The 16,429-nt window shown below is 71.8% G+C and carries 14 protein-coding genes; 5 read left to right on the forward strand and 9 right to left on the reverse strand.

What is annotated here, in order from left to right; genetic code table 11:
* Nucleotides 1–134: 134 nt before the first annotated feature.
* Both uvrB and QWU11_RS00500 read left to right on the forward strand, forming a co-directional pair.
* Nucleotides 135–2,249 carry an excinuclease ABC subunit UvrB gene (gene uvrB / locus QWU11_RS00495; protein ID WP_290102926.1) on the forward strand — a complete coding sequence of 705 codons (2,115 nt, stop codon included), beginning with the start codon at nt 135–137 and terminating at the stop codon, nt 2,247–2,249.
* Between the two features lie 717 nt (nt 2,250–2,966).
* Complete coding sequence (locus QWU11_RS00500) at nt 2,967–3,173, forward strand: hypothetical protein (RefSeq protein ID WP_290102927.1); 207 nt, start codon at nt 2,967–2,969, stop codon at nt 3,171–3,173.
* A gap of 627 nt (nt 3,174–3,800) precedes the next feature.
* On the opposite strand, the gene QWU11_RS00505 is transcribed toward QWU11_RS00500, so the two are convergent.
* From QWU11_RS00505 to pip, 9 genes are all read right to left on the reverse strand, one after another.
* Nucleotides 3,801–4,004, reverse strand: a complete 204-nt coding sequence (locus QWU11_RS00505; RefSeq protein WP_141962982.1) for a cold-shock protein — start codon at nt 4,002–4,004, stop codon at nt 3,801–3,803.
* 356 nt (nt 4,005–4,360) lie between these two features.
* Entirely contained in the window at nt 4,361–5,131 is a 771-nt protein-coding gene (locus QWU11_RS00510) for an enoyl-CoA hydratase-related protein (RefSeq protein ID WP_290102928.1), read from the reverse strand.
* Nucleotides 5,128–6,543: a radical SAM protein gene (locus QWU11_RS00515; RefSeq protein WP_290102929.1), complete on the reverse strand. Its 1,416-nt coding sequence runs from the start codon at nt 6,541–6,543 to the stop codon at nt 5,128–5,130. Before QWU11_RS00515 ends, QWU11_RS00510 begins: the two co-directional genes overlap by 4 nt.
* A 106-nt stretch (nt 6,544–6,649) precedes the next feature.
* A complete protein-coding gene (locus tag QWU11_RS00520) occupies nt 6,650–7,630 on the reverse strand; it encodes an ATP-binding protein (protein WP_290102930.1) in 981 nt (326 codons plus the stop codon).
* A complete protein-coding gene (locus tag QWU11_RS00525; RefSeq protein WP_290102931.1) occupies nt 7,627–8,298 on the reverse strand; it encodes a response regulator transcription factor in 672 nt (223 codons plus the stop codon). Before QWU11_RS00525 ends, QWU11_RS00520 begins: the two co-directional genes overlap by 4 nt.
* A 14-nt stretch (nt 8,299–8,312) precedes the next feature.
* Nucleotides 8,313–9,434: a nitronate monooxygenase family protein gene (locus QWU11_RS00530; protein ID WP_290102932.1), complete on the reverse strand. Its 1,122-nt coding sequence runs from the start codon at nt 9,432–9,434 to the stop codon at nt 8,313–8,315.
* Nucleotides 9,431–9,820 carry an OB-fold domain-containing protein gene (locus tag QWU11_RS00535; protein WP_290102933.1) on the reverse strand — a complete coding sequence of 130 codons (390 nt, stop codon included), beginning with the start codon at nt 9,818–9,820 and terminating at the stop codon, nt 9,431–9,433. The genes QWU11_RS00530 and QWU11_RS00535 overlap by 4 nt, the downstream gene beginning before the upstream one ends.
* Nucleotides 9,817–10,986 (reverse strand): thiolase family protein, encoded by a 1,170-nt coding sequence (locus QWU11_RS00540; protein ID WP_290102934.1) that lies wholly within the window; start codon nt 10,984–10,986, stop codon nt 9,817–9,819. The genes QWU11_RS00535 and QWU11_RS00540 overlap by 4 nt, the downstream gene beginning before the upstream one ends.
* A gap of 143 nt (nt 10,987–11,129) precedes the next feature.
* Complete coding sequence (pip, locus tag QWU11_RS00545) at nt 11,130–12,089, reverse strand: prolyl aminopeptidase (RefSeq protein ID WP_290102935.1); 960 nt, start codon at nt 12,087–12,089, stop codon at nt 11,130–11,132.
* A 284-nt stretch (nt 12,090–12,373) separates the two neighbouring features.
* On the opposite strand from pip, the gene QWU11_RS00550 reads away from it, so the two are divergent.
* The 3 genes from QWU11_RS00550 to QWU11_RS00560 all read left to right on the forward strand — a co-directional run bounded on the left by QWU11_RS00550 (nt 12,374) and on the right by QWU11_RS00560 (nt 16,401).
* Nucleotides 12,374–14,005 (forward strand): hypothetical protein, encoded by a 1,632-nt coding sequence (locus QWU11_RS00550; RefSeq protein ID WP_290102936.1) that lies wholly within the window; start codon nt 12,374–12,376, stop codon nt 14,003–14,005.
* 132 nt (nt 14,006–14,137) lie between these two features.
* The gene (locus QWU11_RS00555; protein WP_290103322.1) at nt 14,138–15,778 is read left to right on the forward strand and encodes a CTP synthase; all 1,641 of its coding nucleotides are present in this window, start codon (nt 14,138–14,140) and stop codon (nt 15,776–15,778) included.
* A complete protein-coding gene (locus QWU11_RS00560) occupies nt 15,775–16,401 on the forward strand; it encodes an NUDIX hydrolase (protein ID WP_290102937.1) in 627 nt (208 codons plus the stop codon). The genes QWU11_RS00555 and QWU11_RS00560 overlap by 4 nt, the downstream gene beginning before the upstream one ends.
* Nucleotides 16,402–16,429 lie beyond the last annotated feature (28 nt).

The following is a 16,429-nucleotide window of genomic DNA, read 5'->3' on the forward strand; positions in this document are numbered from 1 at the left end:
GGGGGTTGCGCGCGAGGGCCACCGGAATGTCACTGGCAGGACGTACGGTTGAGATACACGGGCCGCCTCCGCGCGGTCCGCTTCCCCGCCACCCGCTGTCACGGGCGGCGATCACATTCCGACGGAGGAGCAGCGTGCGGCCTGTCACCGATCTTCAGCGCAAGGTGGCGCCCTTCGAGGTCGTCACCGAGATGACCCCGTCCGGCGACCAGCCGCAGGCGATCGGCGAGCTCGAGCAGCGGGTCAAGCGCGGCGTCAAGGACTCGGTCCTGCTGGGCGCCACCGGCACCGGCAAGACGGCGAGCATCGCGTGGCTGATCGAAAAGGTCCAGCGCCCGACGCTCGTCATGCAGCCCAACAAGACGCTCGCCGCCCAGTTCGCCAACGAGCTGCGGGAGATGCTGCCCAACAACGCCATCGAATACTTCGTCTCCTACTACGACTACTACCAGCCGGAGGCGTACGTCCCGCAGACCGACACCTACATCGAGAAGGACTCCTCGATCAACGACGAGGTGGAGCGGCTGCGGCACTCGGCGACCAACTCGCTGCTGACCCGCCGCGACACGATCGTGGTGGCCTCGGTGTCGTGCATCTACGGCCTGGGCACCCCGCAGGAGTACGTCGACCGCATGGTGCGGCTGCGCGTCGGCGACGAGATCGAGCGTGACGACCTGCTGCGGCGCCTGGTCGGCATGCAGTACGCGCGCAACGACCTGGCGTTCACCCGCGGCACCTTCCGGGTGCGCGGCGACACGGTCGAGATCATCCCGCAGTACGAAGAGCTCGCCATCCGCATCGAGATGTTCGGCGACGAGATCGAGAAGCTCGCCACGCTGCACCCGCTGACCGGCGAGGTGGTCACCGAGGACCAGGAGCTCTACATCTTCCCGGCCTCGCACTACGTCGCGGGCCCGGAGCGCATGGAGCGGGCGATCGGCGGCATCGAGAAGGAGCTGGAGGGGCGCCTCGCGGAGATGGAGCGCACCGGCAAGCTCCTGGAGGCCCAGCGGCTGCGGATGCGCACGACGTACGACATCGAGATGATGCGGCAGGTCGGCACCTGCTCCGGCATCGAGAACTACTCGCGCCACATCGACGGCCGCGGTCCCGGCACGCCGCCGAACACGCTGCTCGACTACTTCCCCGAGGACTTCCTCCTCGTCGTGGACGAGTCGCACCAGACGACACCGCAGATCGGCGCGATGTACGAGGGCGACATGTCCCGCAAGCGCACCCTGGTGGAGCACGGGTTCCGCCTGCCCAGCGCGCAGGACAACCGGCCGCTCAAGTGGGAGGAGTTCCTGGAGCGCATCGGCCAGACGATCTACCTGTCGGCGACGCCGGGCCCGTACGAGCTGGGCCGGGTCAAGGGCGACGTGGTGGAGCAGGTCATCCGTCCGACCGGCCTGATCGATCCCGAGGTGGTCATCAAGCCGACCAAGGGCCAGATCGACGACCTGGTCCACGAGATCCGCGAGCGCGCCGAACGCGACGAGCGGGTGCTGGTCACGACGCTGACCAAGAAGATGTCCGAGGACCTGACCGACTATCTCCTGGAGCTCGGCATCCGGGTGCGCTACCTCCACAGCGAGGTCGACACGCTGCGCCGGGTGGAGCTGCTGCGCGAGCTGCGCCTGGGCGAGTTCGACGTATTGGTCGGCATCAACCTGCTCCGCGAGGGCCTCGACCTGCCCGAGGTGTCCCTCGTGTCCATCCTGGACGCCGACAAGGAGGGCTTCCTTCGGTCGGAGACCTCGTTGATCCAGACCATCGGCCGCGCGGCGCGCAACGTCTCCGGCCAGGTGCACATGTACGCGGACAAGGTGACCCCGTCGATGGAACGCGCGATCGACGAGACCAGCCGCCGCCGCGCCAAGCAGGTCGCCTACAACGAGGCCAACGGCATCGAGCCCACCGCCCTCCGCAAGAAGATCGCCGACATTCTCGACATGCTGGCCCGCGAGGACGCCGACACAGAAGAGCTCATCGGCGGCGCCGGCCGCCAGCAGAGCCGGGGCAAGGCCCCGGTCCCGGGCCTGTCCTCCAAGCAGCGGGCCGGCCGCCACGCGGCCGACCTGGTCGGCGAACGCCCGCGCGAGGAGATGGAGACCCTCATCGACCAGATGACCCAGCAGATGCACCACGCGGCGGAAGAACTCCAGTTCGAGGTGGCGGCCCGCCTCCGCGACGAGATTAAGGAACTGAAGCGCGAACTCCGCGACATGAAGGAGGCCGGCGTCCACTAACGAGCCCGGTGGCGTACGGCAGGGACCGCGAGTGTCCCCTGCTGCTCGGCTCGGTCAAGTCCAACATCGGGGACAGCGCTGCCGCCGCCGGCGTCGCGGTCCCGGACGCGCTCGCCGCGCTGGACGCCGCGACGATCCGCTCATCCTCACCTGCCGCGCCGCCGAATACGAGGCGGCCGCCACCGGCGGGGCCGTCCTCACCGGCGGGGCGTCCTCACGGGCGGGGCCGTCATCGAACCCGACCCCCTGCGGCTCGCCGCGCCGCGCCGGAGGGCGCGTCAGGCTCCACTCGCCGCTTCGAGCGGCCTGCCCTCAGCGGAGCGAGGGACCCTCATGGCCATCGAGCCGACGCAGGAGCAGCAGGCCGCCCGGCGGCCTCGGCCGCCGCGTACGCGGCGGTGAAGCTCGCCGGCGCGGCCTACCTCGCCCATCTCGGCGTACGCCTGCTGATCTCGGTCACGACGTATTCGCCACGGGCCGGGACCTGGCCCTGGTCGCCGCCGCGGGGACCGGGAAGACCACGGCCTGGTGCTGATGGGCGCCGGCACCCGCAGCCGAGGCATGTACGTGGTGTTGAACGGCGATCGCGGCCGAGGCGGGGGAGCGGTTCGGGCCCAACGTGCGGTGCCGTACCGCTCACTCGCTCGGTTTCGCCGCTCCGCCCGTGGACGACGCCGGTCTGCAGCGGGAGCCGCGCCCGGCCGAGGGGGGAAGGTAATGCCAGACCTCTGGCTGGTCGAGACCGGGCCGGGCGTCGTGGTGTTCTGCGCGGGGCCGCTGGGCGATCTCGCCGCGCAGGCGCGGCTCGCCGACGAGTCCTGGCTCCCTTTCGCGCGCTGCCGCCCCGGCGCAGAGTGTCCGGCCCGGAGTTCGCCGGCAGCGCCGACATCGGGGGAGCCGACGCCGACGTCCTCGACGGGCTGAATGTAAGGCCGCCCGGGATCCCCGGCGGCCGGGCCGCGAGGAGACCTGCCAGCTCGCCGACCAGCCTCGGCTGGACGACGACCATCGTTTGGGCATCGATCGCGTCGGCCTGTATCTCTCCCGGCAAGGCCTGATCGTCTGGGACGCCGGGGACTTCCCGCGAAGGCTCGGCGACGAGGGCGCCCGGCTCGGCTCTCTGGGCGGCGGCAGGCGGCGTCCGGGGGACACCGTGTTTTGGGCTCCTTGCGATGCGCCGGCGGGCCCGTCCGGCGGCGAGAAAAGGCGCCGTGGGCTCTGTGCGCGGCCGTCGCGCGTTTCTGTGGCGGTGTCCGGCACACGGGTGGCTGCGCCTGACAACGTGTGCCCAGGGCGTGGCTTCTGTGAATGGCGACGGCACGCGGCTCAGCGCGGATGCGACGGTCACGCGCTTTCGCGGCGGCGTCCGAGTACGGACGGGCACGACTACGGCGCGCCGACCGAACTGCCGGTGGGCCTGTCGGGTGCCGACGACTCCAGAACCACCGGCTGAGCCGGACCATACGGGCGAAGTCCGGCGAAAAGGGCATAAGGAAACAGCACAGCCCGCACCGATGGCTCGGTGCGGGCCGTACGCGTGTATTCCTAAGCCTAGATCGGCGTGACCTGCTCCGCCTGCGGGCCCTTCGGGCCCTGGGTCGTCTCGAAGCTCACGCGCTGGTTCTCCTCCAGCGTACGGAAACCACTGGAGGTGATCGCCGAGTAGTGCACGAACACGTCCGGGCCACCGCCGTCAGGTGCGATGAATCCGAAGCCCTTGTCGGCGTTGAACCACTTGACGGTGCCTTCTGCCACTTTCTCTCCTTCTTGGGAGCCTCACCGGGGCGCCGGTTGGCGGACCGGGGCTGCATGACGGACTTTGGCTTACGTCCGACGAAGACTATCCCCGGAGAAGCGAAAACGCCCGCCGTCACTTCCGCGGGCGTTCAAGAGCGAACTCAATACGTACGAGGAAACTACGACTGCAACGCTTTCCATGTTATCGGCTCTCCGTATTACCGGCAACCGACCTCACCTGCGGGTGTTCCCGGACTACGGGCAAGGCCGGCGGCCCCCGCGCCGTTCAGCGCACGCCGGCCGGCGAGTGAAGCCGCCGGGCCTTCCGACCGCGGCGGCCCCGGCGGCACCGGACCCGGCGTGACCACCCGGGTTCAGGCGGGCCACTCCGGGGCGCGCTTGTCCAGGAACGCGCGCATGCCCTCCTGCGCCTCGGGGGTCTGGCTGGCGGCGGCCATGACCTCGATCGCGTAGGTGTAGGCGTCGTTCTCCGGACGGTCGAGCTGGGCGTACATCGCCTGCTTCCCGAGGGCCTTGCTGCGGCGGCTGCCGCGGGTGGCGCGTTCGAGGAGCTCGCGGGTGGCCTTCTCCAGCTCCTCGTTGGGCACCGAGCGATTGACCAGCCCCCATTCGAGAGCGGTGGCGGCGTCGATGACGTCGCCGGTCAGGGCCAGCTCCATCGCGCGTTTGCGGCCGACGTTGCGGGCGACCGGGACCATCGGCGTGTGGCAGAACCAGCCGCCCTTGCCGCCGGGCGCGGCGAAGCCGGCGCTCCACGCGGCGACGGCCAGGTCGCAGGTGGCCACGAGCTGGCAGCCGGCCGCGGTGGCCAGCCCGTGCACGCGGGCGATCACCACCTGGGGCACGGACTGGATGGTCTCCATCAGCTCACGGCAGGTGAGCAGCAGCCCGCGCGCCGCCGCCAGGTCCGCGCCGGCCATGTCGGCGAAGTCGTGCCCGGCCGAGAAGACCGGGCCGTTGCCCGCCAGGATGATCCCGGTCGCGTCCGTCTCGCCGACCTGGCGGAACGCCTCGGTCAATGAGCGCATGTGCGACAGCGACAGCGCGTTGCGCCGCCCGGGGCGGTTCATGGTGATGACCGCGAACGGGCCGTCCGTCTCGACCAGTACCTCGTCAGAGCTCATGTCCGCACGGTACGTCGCCGGTCGGCCGGATCGCCATGCCCCGCCGAGGGCCGGCCGCCGAACCCGGACAGGATCGACTCCAGCAGCGGCAGCCCGCGCCCGACCCGCTTGGCCCGGATGGCCAGGTCCCACATGGGCTCGAACTTCTTCCAGCCGCCCGCGTACGCCACATGGCGCATCTTGTCCCGTATCGTCGCCTGGGCGCCGGCGCCGCGCAGGATCGAGCCCCATCGGTAGAAGTCGCGGTACGCCCGCCGGTACCCCTCCGACAGCTCAGAGGCGGTCATCCGGGCGGGCTCGAAGACGACCTGCCGGGTGTCGTAGCGGTCCCAGTCGTGGTGGAGCAGCCGGCCCGCGTCGCTCATCCGCTCGTACAGGCGGGTGCCGGGGTACGGGGTGAGGATGTGGAAGGTCGCGGTCTCCACGCCCCGCCCGACCGCCCACTCGACCGTACGGTCGAAGACGCTCGCGTCGTCGTCGTCCATGCCGAACACGAAGCTGCCGTTGACCATGATGCCGAGGTCGTGCAGGCGGCGGATCACCGCCGCGTAGTCGCGGTCGACGTTCTGCCACTTGCGCTGTTCGAGGAGGTTGGCGCCGTTGACGGTCTCGAAGCCGACGAACAGGCTGCGCAGGCCGGAGTCGACCGCCTTCTCCAGCAGGCCGGGGCGCAGGACGGCCTGCACGGTGCCGGCCGCCTGCCACAGGCGCCCCATCCCGCGCATGCCCTCGAAGAGCGCGGTGGCGAAGCGGGCGTTGCCGAGCAGGTGGTCGTCGAGGAAGTACAGGTGGCGGCCCGGGAGGCGGTCGATCTCGGCGAGTGCCGCGTCCACGGTCTGGGTGTAGAAGGACTTGCCGCCCTCGAAGAACGCCTCCTTGTAGCAGAAGTCGCACACGTGCGGGCAGCCGCGCGAGACGACGATGGAGTTCGGGACCAGGTAGAGGTGGCGGGCGATGAGGTCGCGGCGGATCGGCGGGAGCCCGTCCAGGGTCCGCTCGGTGGAGTCGTACCGTGCCCGCGGCCGTCCCCGCCGCAGGTGGCTGAGGAAGACCGGCCAGGTGCTCTCCCCGGGACCGCAGAAGATCGTGTCGGCGTGCCGCGCGGCCTCCTCCGGCAGCGAGGTGACGTGCAGCCCGCCCAGGCACACGTGCACGCCCCTGGCGCGGTAGAGGTCGGCGAGCTCGTACGCCCGCCGCGCCGAGGTGATGTAGACCTGGATGACCACGAGGTCCGGCTCGTCGGAGGTGTCGACCTCCTGGACGTGCTCGTCGGTGATCGTCACCTCGTCGCCGGGGTCGAGGTAGCCGGCCAGGGTGGCGAGGCCGAGCGGCGGGAACAGGGAGTACTTGATCGGGCGGAAGAACGGCGAGGTCGCCTCGGTCAGGGCGGGCAGGATCATCTTCACGCGCACGGCTGCTCCAGTGAGGGGTCGGGTGTCCGTCCTCTAGATGGGACGGACCCGGCGTGGAGCCCGGTGGCGCGGGAGGTGTGGGGGTGTTGTGGAGATTCTGTGGTGATCAGCCCGGGATGAGGACCCGGATCCGGCAGCCCGGCCCCTCGTCGGCCACCTCGATATGGCCTCCGTGCAGCTCGACGGCCCAGCGGGCGATCGCCAGCCCGAGGCCGGTGCCGCCGTCGCGCGCCCGGCCGCCCCGGTGGAAGCGCTCGAACACGCGCGCCCGGTCGGCGGGGGCGATGCCGGGCCCCTCGTCGGCGACCTCCAGCGCGAGCCCGCCGGACCGGCCGCGCGGGCGGGCCGTGACGGTGACCGTGCCCTCGGCCGGGCCGTGCGCCGCCGCGTTGTCGACGAGGTTGGCCACGACCTGGTGGAGGCGGTCGCGGTCGGCGAGCACGACCAGGCCGGCGGGCGCGTCGATCACGACGCGGGCCGCCGCGGGGCTCTCGGCGGCCACGCCGCACAGGAACGGCGCGACGGCGAACTCCGTACGGTCCAGCGCGTCCCTGGCCTCCTCGGCGCGGGACAGGTCCAGGAGCTGGCCGACGAGCCGGCCGAGGCGCTCGGTCTGGTCGAGCGCGGGGCGCAGCGTTCCGGGGGTCGCGGCGGTGACGCCGTCGGCGATGTTCTCCAGCTGCGCGTGCAGGGCGCTGATCGGCGTCCGCAGCTCGTGGGAGACGTTCGCGACGAACTCCCGGCGCTGCCGGTCCGCCTCGGCCAGGTCGCTCGCCATGCGGTTGAACGCCCGCGCCAGCTCGCCCACCTCGTCGCGGGAGCTGGCGCGTACGCGGGTGTCGTAGCGGCCGCCGGCCATCTTCCGCGCGGCGGCGGTCATCTCACGCAGCGGCGAGGTCATGCCGTGCGCGAGGACCTGGGTGACCACGAGCGCGGCCAGCACGGCGACGGGCAGCGCGTAGCGGCCGCGGATGCCGTGCTCCAGCGCCTCCTTGAGCGCCAGCGCCGTGGCGCACGAGCTCACCGCGACGAGCACCCCGAGCTTGATCTTGATCGTACGGAGCCGGTCGAGCGGGCGGGGGATCACGCCGGCACCTCCAGGGAGTAGCCGACGCCGTGCACGGTCCTGATCAGGCCGGGGCCGAGCTTGCGGCGCAGCGCCTTCACGTGGCTGTCCACCGCGCGCGTACGGGACGCGTCGGTCCAGTCCCAGACGCGTTCGAGGAGCTGCGCGCGGGTGAAGACCGAGCCCGGCGCGCCCGCGAGGCAGTGCAGCAGGTCGAACTCGGTCGGCGTGAGGTGCACCTCCGCGTCCCGGCAGCGCACCCGGCGCGCGGCCGGGTCCACCTCGATCGGCCCCGCCCGTACGACGGCGGGTGCCGAGGCGCGCCCGGCCCGGCGGAGCAGGGCGCGGACGCGTGCCACCAGCACCCGCATGCTGAACGGTTTGGTGAGGTAGTCGTCCGCGCCGACCCCGAGCCCGACGAGCTGGTCGGTCTCGCCGTCGCGCGCGGTCAGCATCAGCACCGGCACCGGGCTGATCGCCTGGACACGGCGGCAGACCTCCAGGCCGTCGAAGCCGGGCAGCATGAGATCCAGGACCACAAGGTCCGGACGGGACTCGCGGACGGCCGCGACGGCGGCCGGGCCGTCGCCCGCCACCCGGACCGCGAACCGCTCGGCCCGCAGCCGCGCGGCCACCGCCTCGGCGAGCGTGGGTTCGTCCTCGACGACGAGGATCAGTTGTTCGGCCACGTCGCCAATACTGCTCAGTCCTCGGTGATGGCCGCCAGGCGTTCGAGCGCGCCGGTGAACTCCTCGATCATGTCGTACACGACCTGGCGTGCGGGTTTGACCGCGTTCATCTGGCCCACGACCTGACCGACGAAGTAGTTGGCCAGCCGCCGGGCGCCCTCGTTGCCGTTCTCGGCGGCCTTGCCGATCGGCTGCATCGCGCCCTCGGCGACGATCATCTGCAGCGGCATCGGCAGCGCGCCGGGGCTGTCGGGGGACTCGTCCCACTCCTCGGTCCAGGAGGAGCGCAGCTGCCGCGCGGGCTTGCCCGTACGGGACCGGGAGCGGACCGTGTCGGATGAGGTGGCGGCGAGCATCTTGGCCTTGACCGCCGGGAGCGTCTCGGCCTCCTCGGTGGTCAGCCAGACCGACCCGCACCACACGCCCTGGGCGCCCAGCGCCATCGCCGCGGCCATCTGGCGGCCGCCGGCGATGCCGCCCGCCGCGAGGACGGGCAGCGGCGCCACGGCGTCGACGACCTCCGGGACGAGGACCATCGTGGAGATCTCCCCGGTGTGGCCGCCGGCCTCGGAGCCCTGCGCGACGATCAGGTCCGCGCCCGCCGCGACCTGGCGGAGCGCGTGGTCGACCGTGCCCACGAGCGCGGCGACCGGCACGCCCGCGGCCCGCGCCCGCTCGACCATGACGGGCGGCGGGGGGCCGAGCGCGCTCGCGATGAGCCGGATCGGGTGGTTCAGCGCGACGTCGATCAGCTCGGTGGCGCCCTCCTTGGTGACCTGGCGGCCGGCGCCCCGCCCGCGGGCGGGGTCCAGGTCGGGCACCGGCACGCCGTACCGCTCGAAGATCCCGGCGAGGAACTCCCAGTGCCGCGCCGGGATCGCCGACAGCAGGTCGCCGGTGCCCTCCGCCTCCTTGGCGATCTTGCCGGGGACCAGGACGTCGACGCCGTACGGGCGGCCGCCCACGTGGTCGTCGATCCAGCGCAGCTCCTCGTCGAGGTGCTCGGGGGAGAAGGCGACCGCGCCGAGCACGCCGAGACCGCCCGCGTTCGTGACCGCGGCCACGACGTCACGGCAGTGGCTGAAGGCGAACAGCGGGAACTCGATCCCGAACGTCTTGCACACATCTGTCCTCATCCGCGGCGCTCCTCGAAGACCGGATGGCTCTCGCCCTCATCAGGATGGACGAATCTGACGCGCAGGGGCAGGCCCTCGCGCGGCCCGGCCACCGAGGCGAGCCGCGCGTACATCCAGGGTCCCTCCGCGAGCTCGACCAGGGCCAGCGGCGCCGGCGGGCCCGTACGGGAGCGGGCGACCGCCCAGGAGACCAGGACGGCCTCCCCGCTCGCCTCGGCCCAGGCGAGGTCGCCGGCGCCGCAGCCCGCGCAGCCGGTCGCGTCCGGGGCGTACCAGCGCCCGCACGCCTCGCAGCGCCGCGTCATCAGCCGGTCCTCGGCCGCGCCGTCGAAGAACGGGTCGGTACGGCCGTCGCGGCGGATCACGCCGATCGCGTCTTCGGTCATCGTCGTCCCTTCGTGTGCGGGCTGAGGACCAGCGTCGCGTGGTGGTCGAGGATGCCGCCGTTGCCGCTGACGAGGATCACCTCGTTGCGCGGGGCCTGGCGGTCGCCGCCGTCGCCGCGCGCCTGGATCACCGCCTCCGAGAGCGGGGTCATGCCCCACATGTAGTACGACGAGAGCTGCCCGCCGCCGGTGTTGACCGGCAGCGCGCCGCCGGGGCCCAGCGCGCCGCTCGCCGCGAACGGGCCGCCCTCGCCCTTGGCGCAGAAGCCGTAGTCCTCCAGCGTCACCAGGACGGTGAAGGTGTAGCAGTCATAGAGCTGGCAGAGGTCGACGTCGGCCGTGGTGATCCCGGCCATCTTCATCGCGGCCGGGCCGGACAGGGCTGCGCCGGTGGTCAGCCCGAAGTCGCTGCCGCGCGCCATGGCCCGCCCCGGGTGGCCCTGGGCCCAGCCCCAGACGTGCACGGGCGGCCGGGCCAGGTCGCGGGCGCGCTCGGCGCTCGTGACGATCACCGCGACGCCGCCGTTGGAGACGAGGCAGCAGTCGAGCAGGTGCAGCGGCTCGACGACCCAGCGGGACTCCTGGTGGTCGCGCAGGGAGATCGGGTCGCGCATCTGGGCGAGGGGGTTGCCGGCCGCCCAGGCGCGGGTGGCGACCGCGATCGCGCCGAGCTGCTCGCTGGTGGTGCCGTACCGCTCCATGTGCCGGCGCGCGGCGAGCGCGTAGAACGCGTTGACGCTGCGGAACCCCAGCGCCGCCTGCAGACCGCCGTACCCGTGCCACTCGGCGGCGTCGCGGTGGTAGGCGGAGCCGGAGGAGCGTTCCGGGCGCAGCGGCGCGTCGGAGAACACGCAGGCGACGGCCGAGGCCGCGCCGTTCTGGACCGCGGCGGCGGCGTAGGAGACCATCGCGACGGCGGTGGCGCCGAAGGAGTTCATCTGGGTGAGCAGCCGCAGGTCGCGCAGACCGAGCGCGCCGGCCAGCTCGATGCCGGGCGAGCCGGACAGGCCAGTGCTGACGATCAGCCCGTCAAGGTCGGCGAGGGGGAGGCCGGCGTCGTCGGCTGCGGCGCGTACGGCGTCGGCGGCCAGCCGGCGGGGGCTGCGGCCGTAGACCTTGCCGAGTTCGGTCATGCCCAGTCCGGCGATCGCCGTGTCTGCCGTCACGCGCCCTCCCTCGTTGCCTCCTCCACGTTACCGAATCGGATTCGGGTTCGACCAGGCGGTCATCGGGCGTTCTCCGCCACGTTCAGGGCCATCGCCATGCGCCCCCGGGCCCGGCAGGGCCCACGGGATACACGGATACACGGTCAGGAGCGGGCGAAGCGGTCGGTGGCCTCGATGAGGTGGTGCAGGATGCCCGGCTCGGTGTACGCGTGGCCGGCGTCGTCGACCAGGTGGAACTCCGCCTCCGGCCAGGACCGGTGCAGGTCCCAGGCGGTCGCGGCCGGGGTGCACACGTCGTACCGGCCCTGGACGATGACGCACGGAATGTGCCGGATCTTGTCCACGTCGCGGATGAGCTGGTCGTCCTCGAAGAAGCCGCCGTTGACGAAGTAGTGGTTCTCGATGCGGGAGAACGTCACCGCGTAGTCGTCGTCGGAGTGCTCTTCGATGACCCCCGCGCTCGGCCGGAGGGTGATCGTCGAGCCCTCCCAGACGCTCCACGCCAGCGCCGCCGGGATCCGCAGTGACGGGTCGGAGTCGTTGAGCCGGGCGTGGAACGCGGTGATCAGGTCGTCGCGCTCGTCCTCGGGGATCGGCGCGATGTACTTCTCCCACAGGTCGGGGAAGAGCAGCGACGCGCCCTCCTGGTAGAACCAGTACAGCTCGAACGGCCGCAGCGTGAAGATGCCGCGCAGCACCATCTCCGTCACCCGCTCCGGGTGCGTCTGCGCGTACGCGAGCGCCAGCGCGCTGCCCCACGAACCGCCGAAGACCTGCCAGCGGTCGATGTCGAGGTGTTCGCGCAGCCGCTCCATGTCGGCCACCAGATGCCAGGTGGTGTTGTCCTCCAGCGAGACCGACGGGTCGCTCGCCGGCGGCAGGCTGCGCCCGCAGTTGCGCTGGTCGAACAGGACGATGCGGTACGCCGCGGGATCGAACTGCCGCCGATGGTCCGGGGTGCAGCCGCCGCCCGGCCCGCCGTGGAGCATCACGACGGGCTTGCCGGCGGGGTCGCCGCAGACCTCCCAGTGGATTCGGTTTCCGTCCCCGGTGTCGAGCAGGCCGGAGTCGTACGGCTCGATCGGCGGATACAAGGTCCTCATGCTCGATATTCTTTCACCGGAGATATGACGGCTCCGCACAGTGACACCGGATGGGCCGTCCGTTCGACCGCGCAGCTCAGCGCTACCAGACGCGATCCGTCATGACCCGGTTAAATTGCGAGTGATACGCCACACGTTCCCTGACATGGCAGACAGCCTGGCGAGACGCCCTTAGAGTTCCCTATGTGAGCGATCTCAATGGTTCGGGCGGTTCCTACGCCGGGGAAGGCGGCAGCTCATCATGGTTGCCCAAAAACGGGGCCCGGCCGTCCCATGGAGGAAACGTGGATCAACCGGGTGAGGTCGTCGACCGGCTGCGCCAGATGGCGGACATGCTCGCCGGCGCGCTGGCGCAGGGGGAGCAGAAGGTCGCCGAGGCCAAGCAGGAGTCCGCGGTCCAGATCGCTGCGGTCCAGGCGGAGCACGAGAAGACCAAGCAGGAGGCGTCCTCGGCCTGGCAGGAGGTCGACCGCCACCGCACGCAGGCCCAGCAGGCGCAGGCCACCGCGCGCCAGATGCTGGCCGAGCGTGAGAGCGCCAAGCAGGACGCCGCCGCCGCGCTGCAGGAGCTCGAGCGCGCCCGCGCGCAGCACGACCAGCTGGACCACCGTGCCGAGCAGGCCGAGGCCGCCGTACGCCAGCTGATGACCGAGCGCGAGTCCGCCCAGCGCGACGCCGCCGCGATGCGCCAGGAGGCGCAGGCCGTACGGCAGCAGAAGGAGCAGGCCGAGGCGACCGCGCGTCAGCTCATGGCCGAGCGTGAGAGCGCCAAGCAGGACGCCGCCGCCATGCAGCAGGAGCTCGAGCGCGTGCGCGCCCAGCTCGAGGAGATGAACCAGCGCGTCGAGCACTCCGAGGCCGCCGTACGCCAGGCGATCTCCGAGCGCGAGGCGGCCAAGCAGGAGGCCAACACCGGCTGGCAGGAGGGCCTGCGGGCCCGCGCGCAGGCCGAGCAGTCCGAGGCCGCGATGCGGCAGGCGATCTCCGAGCGCGACAACGCCCAGCGTGAGGCGGTCGGGGCCCGGCAGGAGACCGACCAGGCCCTCGCCCAGGCCCGTACGGCCGAGCAGCGCGCCGAGCAGTCCGAGGCCGCCGTGCGCCAGATGATGTCCGAGCGGGAGAACGCCCAGCGCGAGGCCGCGGCCGCGTGGCAGGACGCCGAGCGGCTGCGCACCCAGGCCGAGCAGTCCGAGAACGCCATGCGGCAGGCCATGGTCGAGCGCGACCAGTCGCGGTCGCAGGCCGAGCAGTTCGAGGCCGCCGCGCGGCAGGCGATGGCCGAGCGCGACCAGATGCGCGAGGACCGCGACGAGGCGCACCGCTCCGCGGGCGAGGCCCAGACGGGTCGCAAGGCGCTCGAGGGCGAGCGCGACCGCATCTCCAAGCACGCCGCCGAGGTCGCGCAGGCGCTGGAGACCGCGCACGCCGAGCTGAACACCCTGCGCGCCAAGGCCGCCGACCTCGAGGTCGTGGCCAAGGACGCCGAAGACTCCCGGCGCCGCGCCCAGGACCTCGACAACGAACGCCGGCGGATACTCGAGCAGGCCAAGCAGGCCGAGAACCACCGTGACTCGGCCGAACTGGCGCAGGCGCGGCTCTCCTCGGAGCTGGCCCAGACCCAGCAGCGGGTCGAGAGCGCCACCCGCGAGCGCGACCAGGCGCTCTCCCAGGCGCGCCAGGCGAGCAGCGAGCGCGACTCGATCGCCGGCAAGCTCAAGGAGCGCGAGGAGTGGGTGGACCAGCTCGCCGAGGCGGTCACCCAGCAGCGCGAGGCGCTGTCCGCGCTGTCGTCCGAGCGCGACCAGGCGCGGAGCTCGGCTGACCAGGCCAGGAAGCTCATCGACGAGCTGACAGGTCAGCTGCGCACGATGCCGCCGGGCGCGGCGAGCGGAAGTTACGCCGGGGGCTACGGCTGATCTGCTCGGCCCGACGCTGATCAGGCGCATCGCCTGTTATTCTGGTGGCCCGTGGAGATTGGCCGTTCACCGATCAGGTGAAACGTCGCCGCGACAACTACCACGGGAGCGTCCCTCTTGGCTTCGGCAGTCATTGGTGGGTCCGGTCGGACCACCAAGCATCTCTTCGTCACCGGCGGCGTCGCCTCCAGCCTTGGTAAAGGGCTGACGGCGTCCAGCCTCGGGCGGCTTCTGAAATCGCGTGGCCTGCGGGTCACGATGCAGAAGCTCGACCCGTACCTCAACGTCGACCCCGGCACGATGAACCCCTTCCAGCACGGCGAGGTCTTCGTCACCGACGACGGCGCCGAGACCGACCTCGACGTCGGTCACTATGAGCGTTTCCTCGACACCGAGCTGCACGGCTCGGCGAACGTCACCACCGGCCAGATCTACTCCAACGTGATCGCCAAGGAGCGGCGCGGGGAGTACCTCGGCGACACCGTGCAGGTCATCCCGCACATCACCAACGAGATCAAGGACCGGATCCGCAGCATGGCCGGTCCGGACGTCGACGTCGTCATCACCGAGGTCGGCGGCACCGTCGGCGACATCGAGTCGTTGCCTTTCCTGGAGTCCGTACGCCAGATCCGGCACGAGATCGGCCGCGACAACTGCTTCTTCCTGCACGTGTCGCTGCTGCCCTACATCGGGCCCTCGGGCGAGCTGAAGACCAAGCCGACCCAGCACTCGGTCGCCGCGCTGCGCAGCATCGGCATCCAGCCCGACGCGATCGTGTGCCGTTCGGACCGGCCCATCACCCAGGGCCTGAAGAACAAGATCAGCCTGATGTGCGACGTCGACGCCGAGGCGGTGGTCTCCGCGGTCGACGCGCCCAGCATCTACGACATCCCCAAGGTGCTGCACAGCGAGGGCCTCGACGCGTACGTCGTGCGCCGCCTGGGCCTGCCGTTCCGCGACGTGGACTGGAAGGAGTGGGACGACCTGCTCCACCGGGTCCACCACCCCTCCCGCGAGGTGACGATCGCGCTCGTCGGCAAGTACATCGACCTGCCCGACGCCTACCTGTCGGTCACCGAGGCGCTGCGCCACGGCGGTTTCGCCCACGACACCCGCGTCAACATCCGCTGGGTCAAGAGCGACCGCTGCGCGACGCCTGAGTCGGCCGCGCGCGAGCTGAGGGGCGTCGACGGGGTCCTGATCCCCGGCGGCTTCGGCGTACGCGGCATCGAGGGCAAGGTCGGCGCCGCCCGCCACGCCCGCGAGAACGGCCTGCCCACTCTCGGCCTCTGCCTCGGCCTGCAGTGCATGGTCATCGAGGCGGCGCGCTCCCTCGCGGGCCTGACCGAGGCCAACAGCGCCGAGTTCGACGAGAAGGCCGCCGACCCGGTCATCGCGACGATGGCCGACCAGATCGACGTCGTCGCGGGCGAACGCGACATGGGAGGCACGATGCGCCTCGGGCTCTACCCCGCCAACCTCGCCGAGGACTCCCTCGTACGCGAGCTGTACAGCGGCGCCGAGAAGGTGGAAGAACGCCACCGGCACCGCTACGAGGTCAACAACGCCTACCGCGACGACCTCACCGCGGCCGGCGTCGTCTTCTCCGGCCTGTCGCCCGACGGGCGCCTCGTCGAGTACGTCGAGCTGCCGCGCGCGAGCCACCCGTTCTACGTCGCGACGCAGGCGCACCCGGAGTTCCGGTCCCGGCCGACCCGGCCGCACCCGCTGTTCGCCGGCCTGGTCGCCGCCGCCCTGGACCACGCCAAGTGAGCGCGGAGCTGGCCGACGTCCCGGAGACGTGGGCCGCCGAGAGCAGCGAATACCGGTTCAAGGGCCGCGTCGTGCAGGTGCGCACCGACCGGGTGCGCATGCCGAACGGCGACGCCACCGAGGTCGTCGAGCGCGACATCGTCGTGCACCCCGGATCGGTGGCCGTGCTCGGGCTGGACGAGCAGGAGCGCGTGCTGCTCATCCAGCAGTACCGCCATCCGGTCGGCCACCGGCTGTGGGAGGCGCCGGCCGGGCTCCGCGACGTCGACGGCGAGCCCACATGGCGTACGGCCGCCCGCGAGCTGGGCGAGGAGGCGGGCTACCGCGCGAGCGAGTGGCACACGCTGGTGGACATCTTCACCTCGCCCGGGATGACCGACGAGCGCGTCCGCATCTTCCTCGCCCGGGGGCTCACCGAGATCCCTCCGGAGGAGTCGGACTTCGAGCGCATCCACGAGGAGGCCGGCATGCCGGTCGTCTGGGTGCCGCTCGACGAGGCGGTCGCGGCGATCCAGCGCGGGCACCTCCACAATCCCCTTGCGGTCATGGGTATCTTGGCGGTCTACGCCGCCCGGGCCACGGGCTATCGCGACCTTCGCGCGCCCGACGCTCCGGAAGGGTGACCCGCGTACCGCCACGACTCGCTGGATG

The sequence above is a fragment of the Actinomadura sp. DC4 genome (genome assembly GCF_030406325.1).
Taxonomy (GTDB): domain Bacteria; phylum Actinomycetota; class Actinomycetes; order Streptosporangiales; family Streptosporangiaceae; genus Actinoallomurus.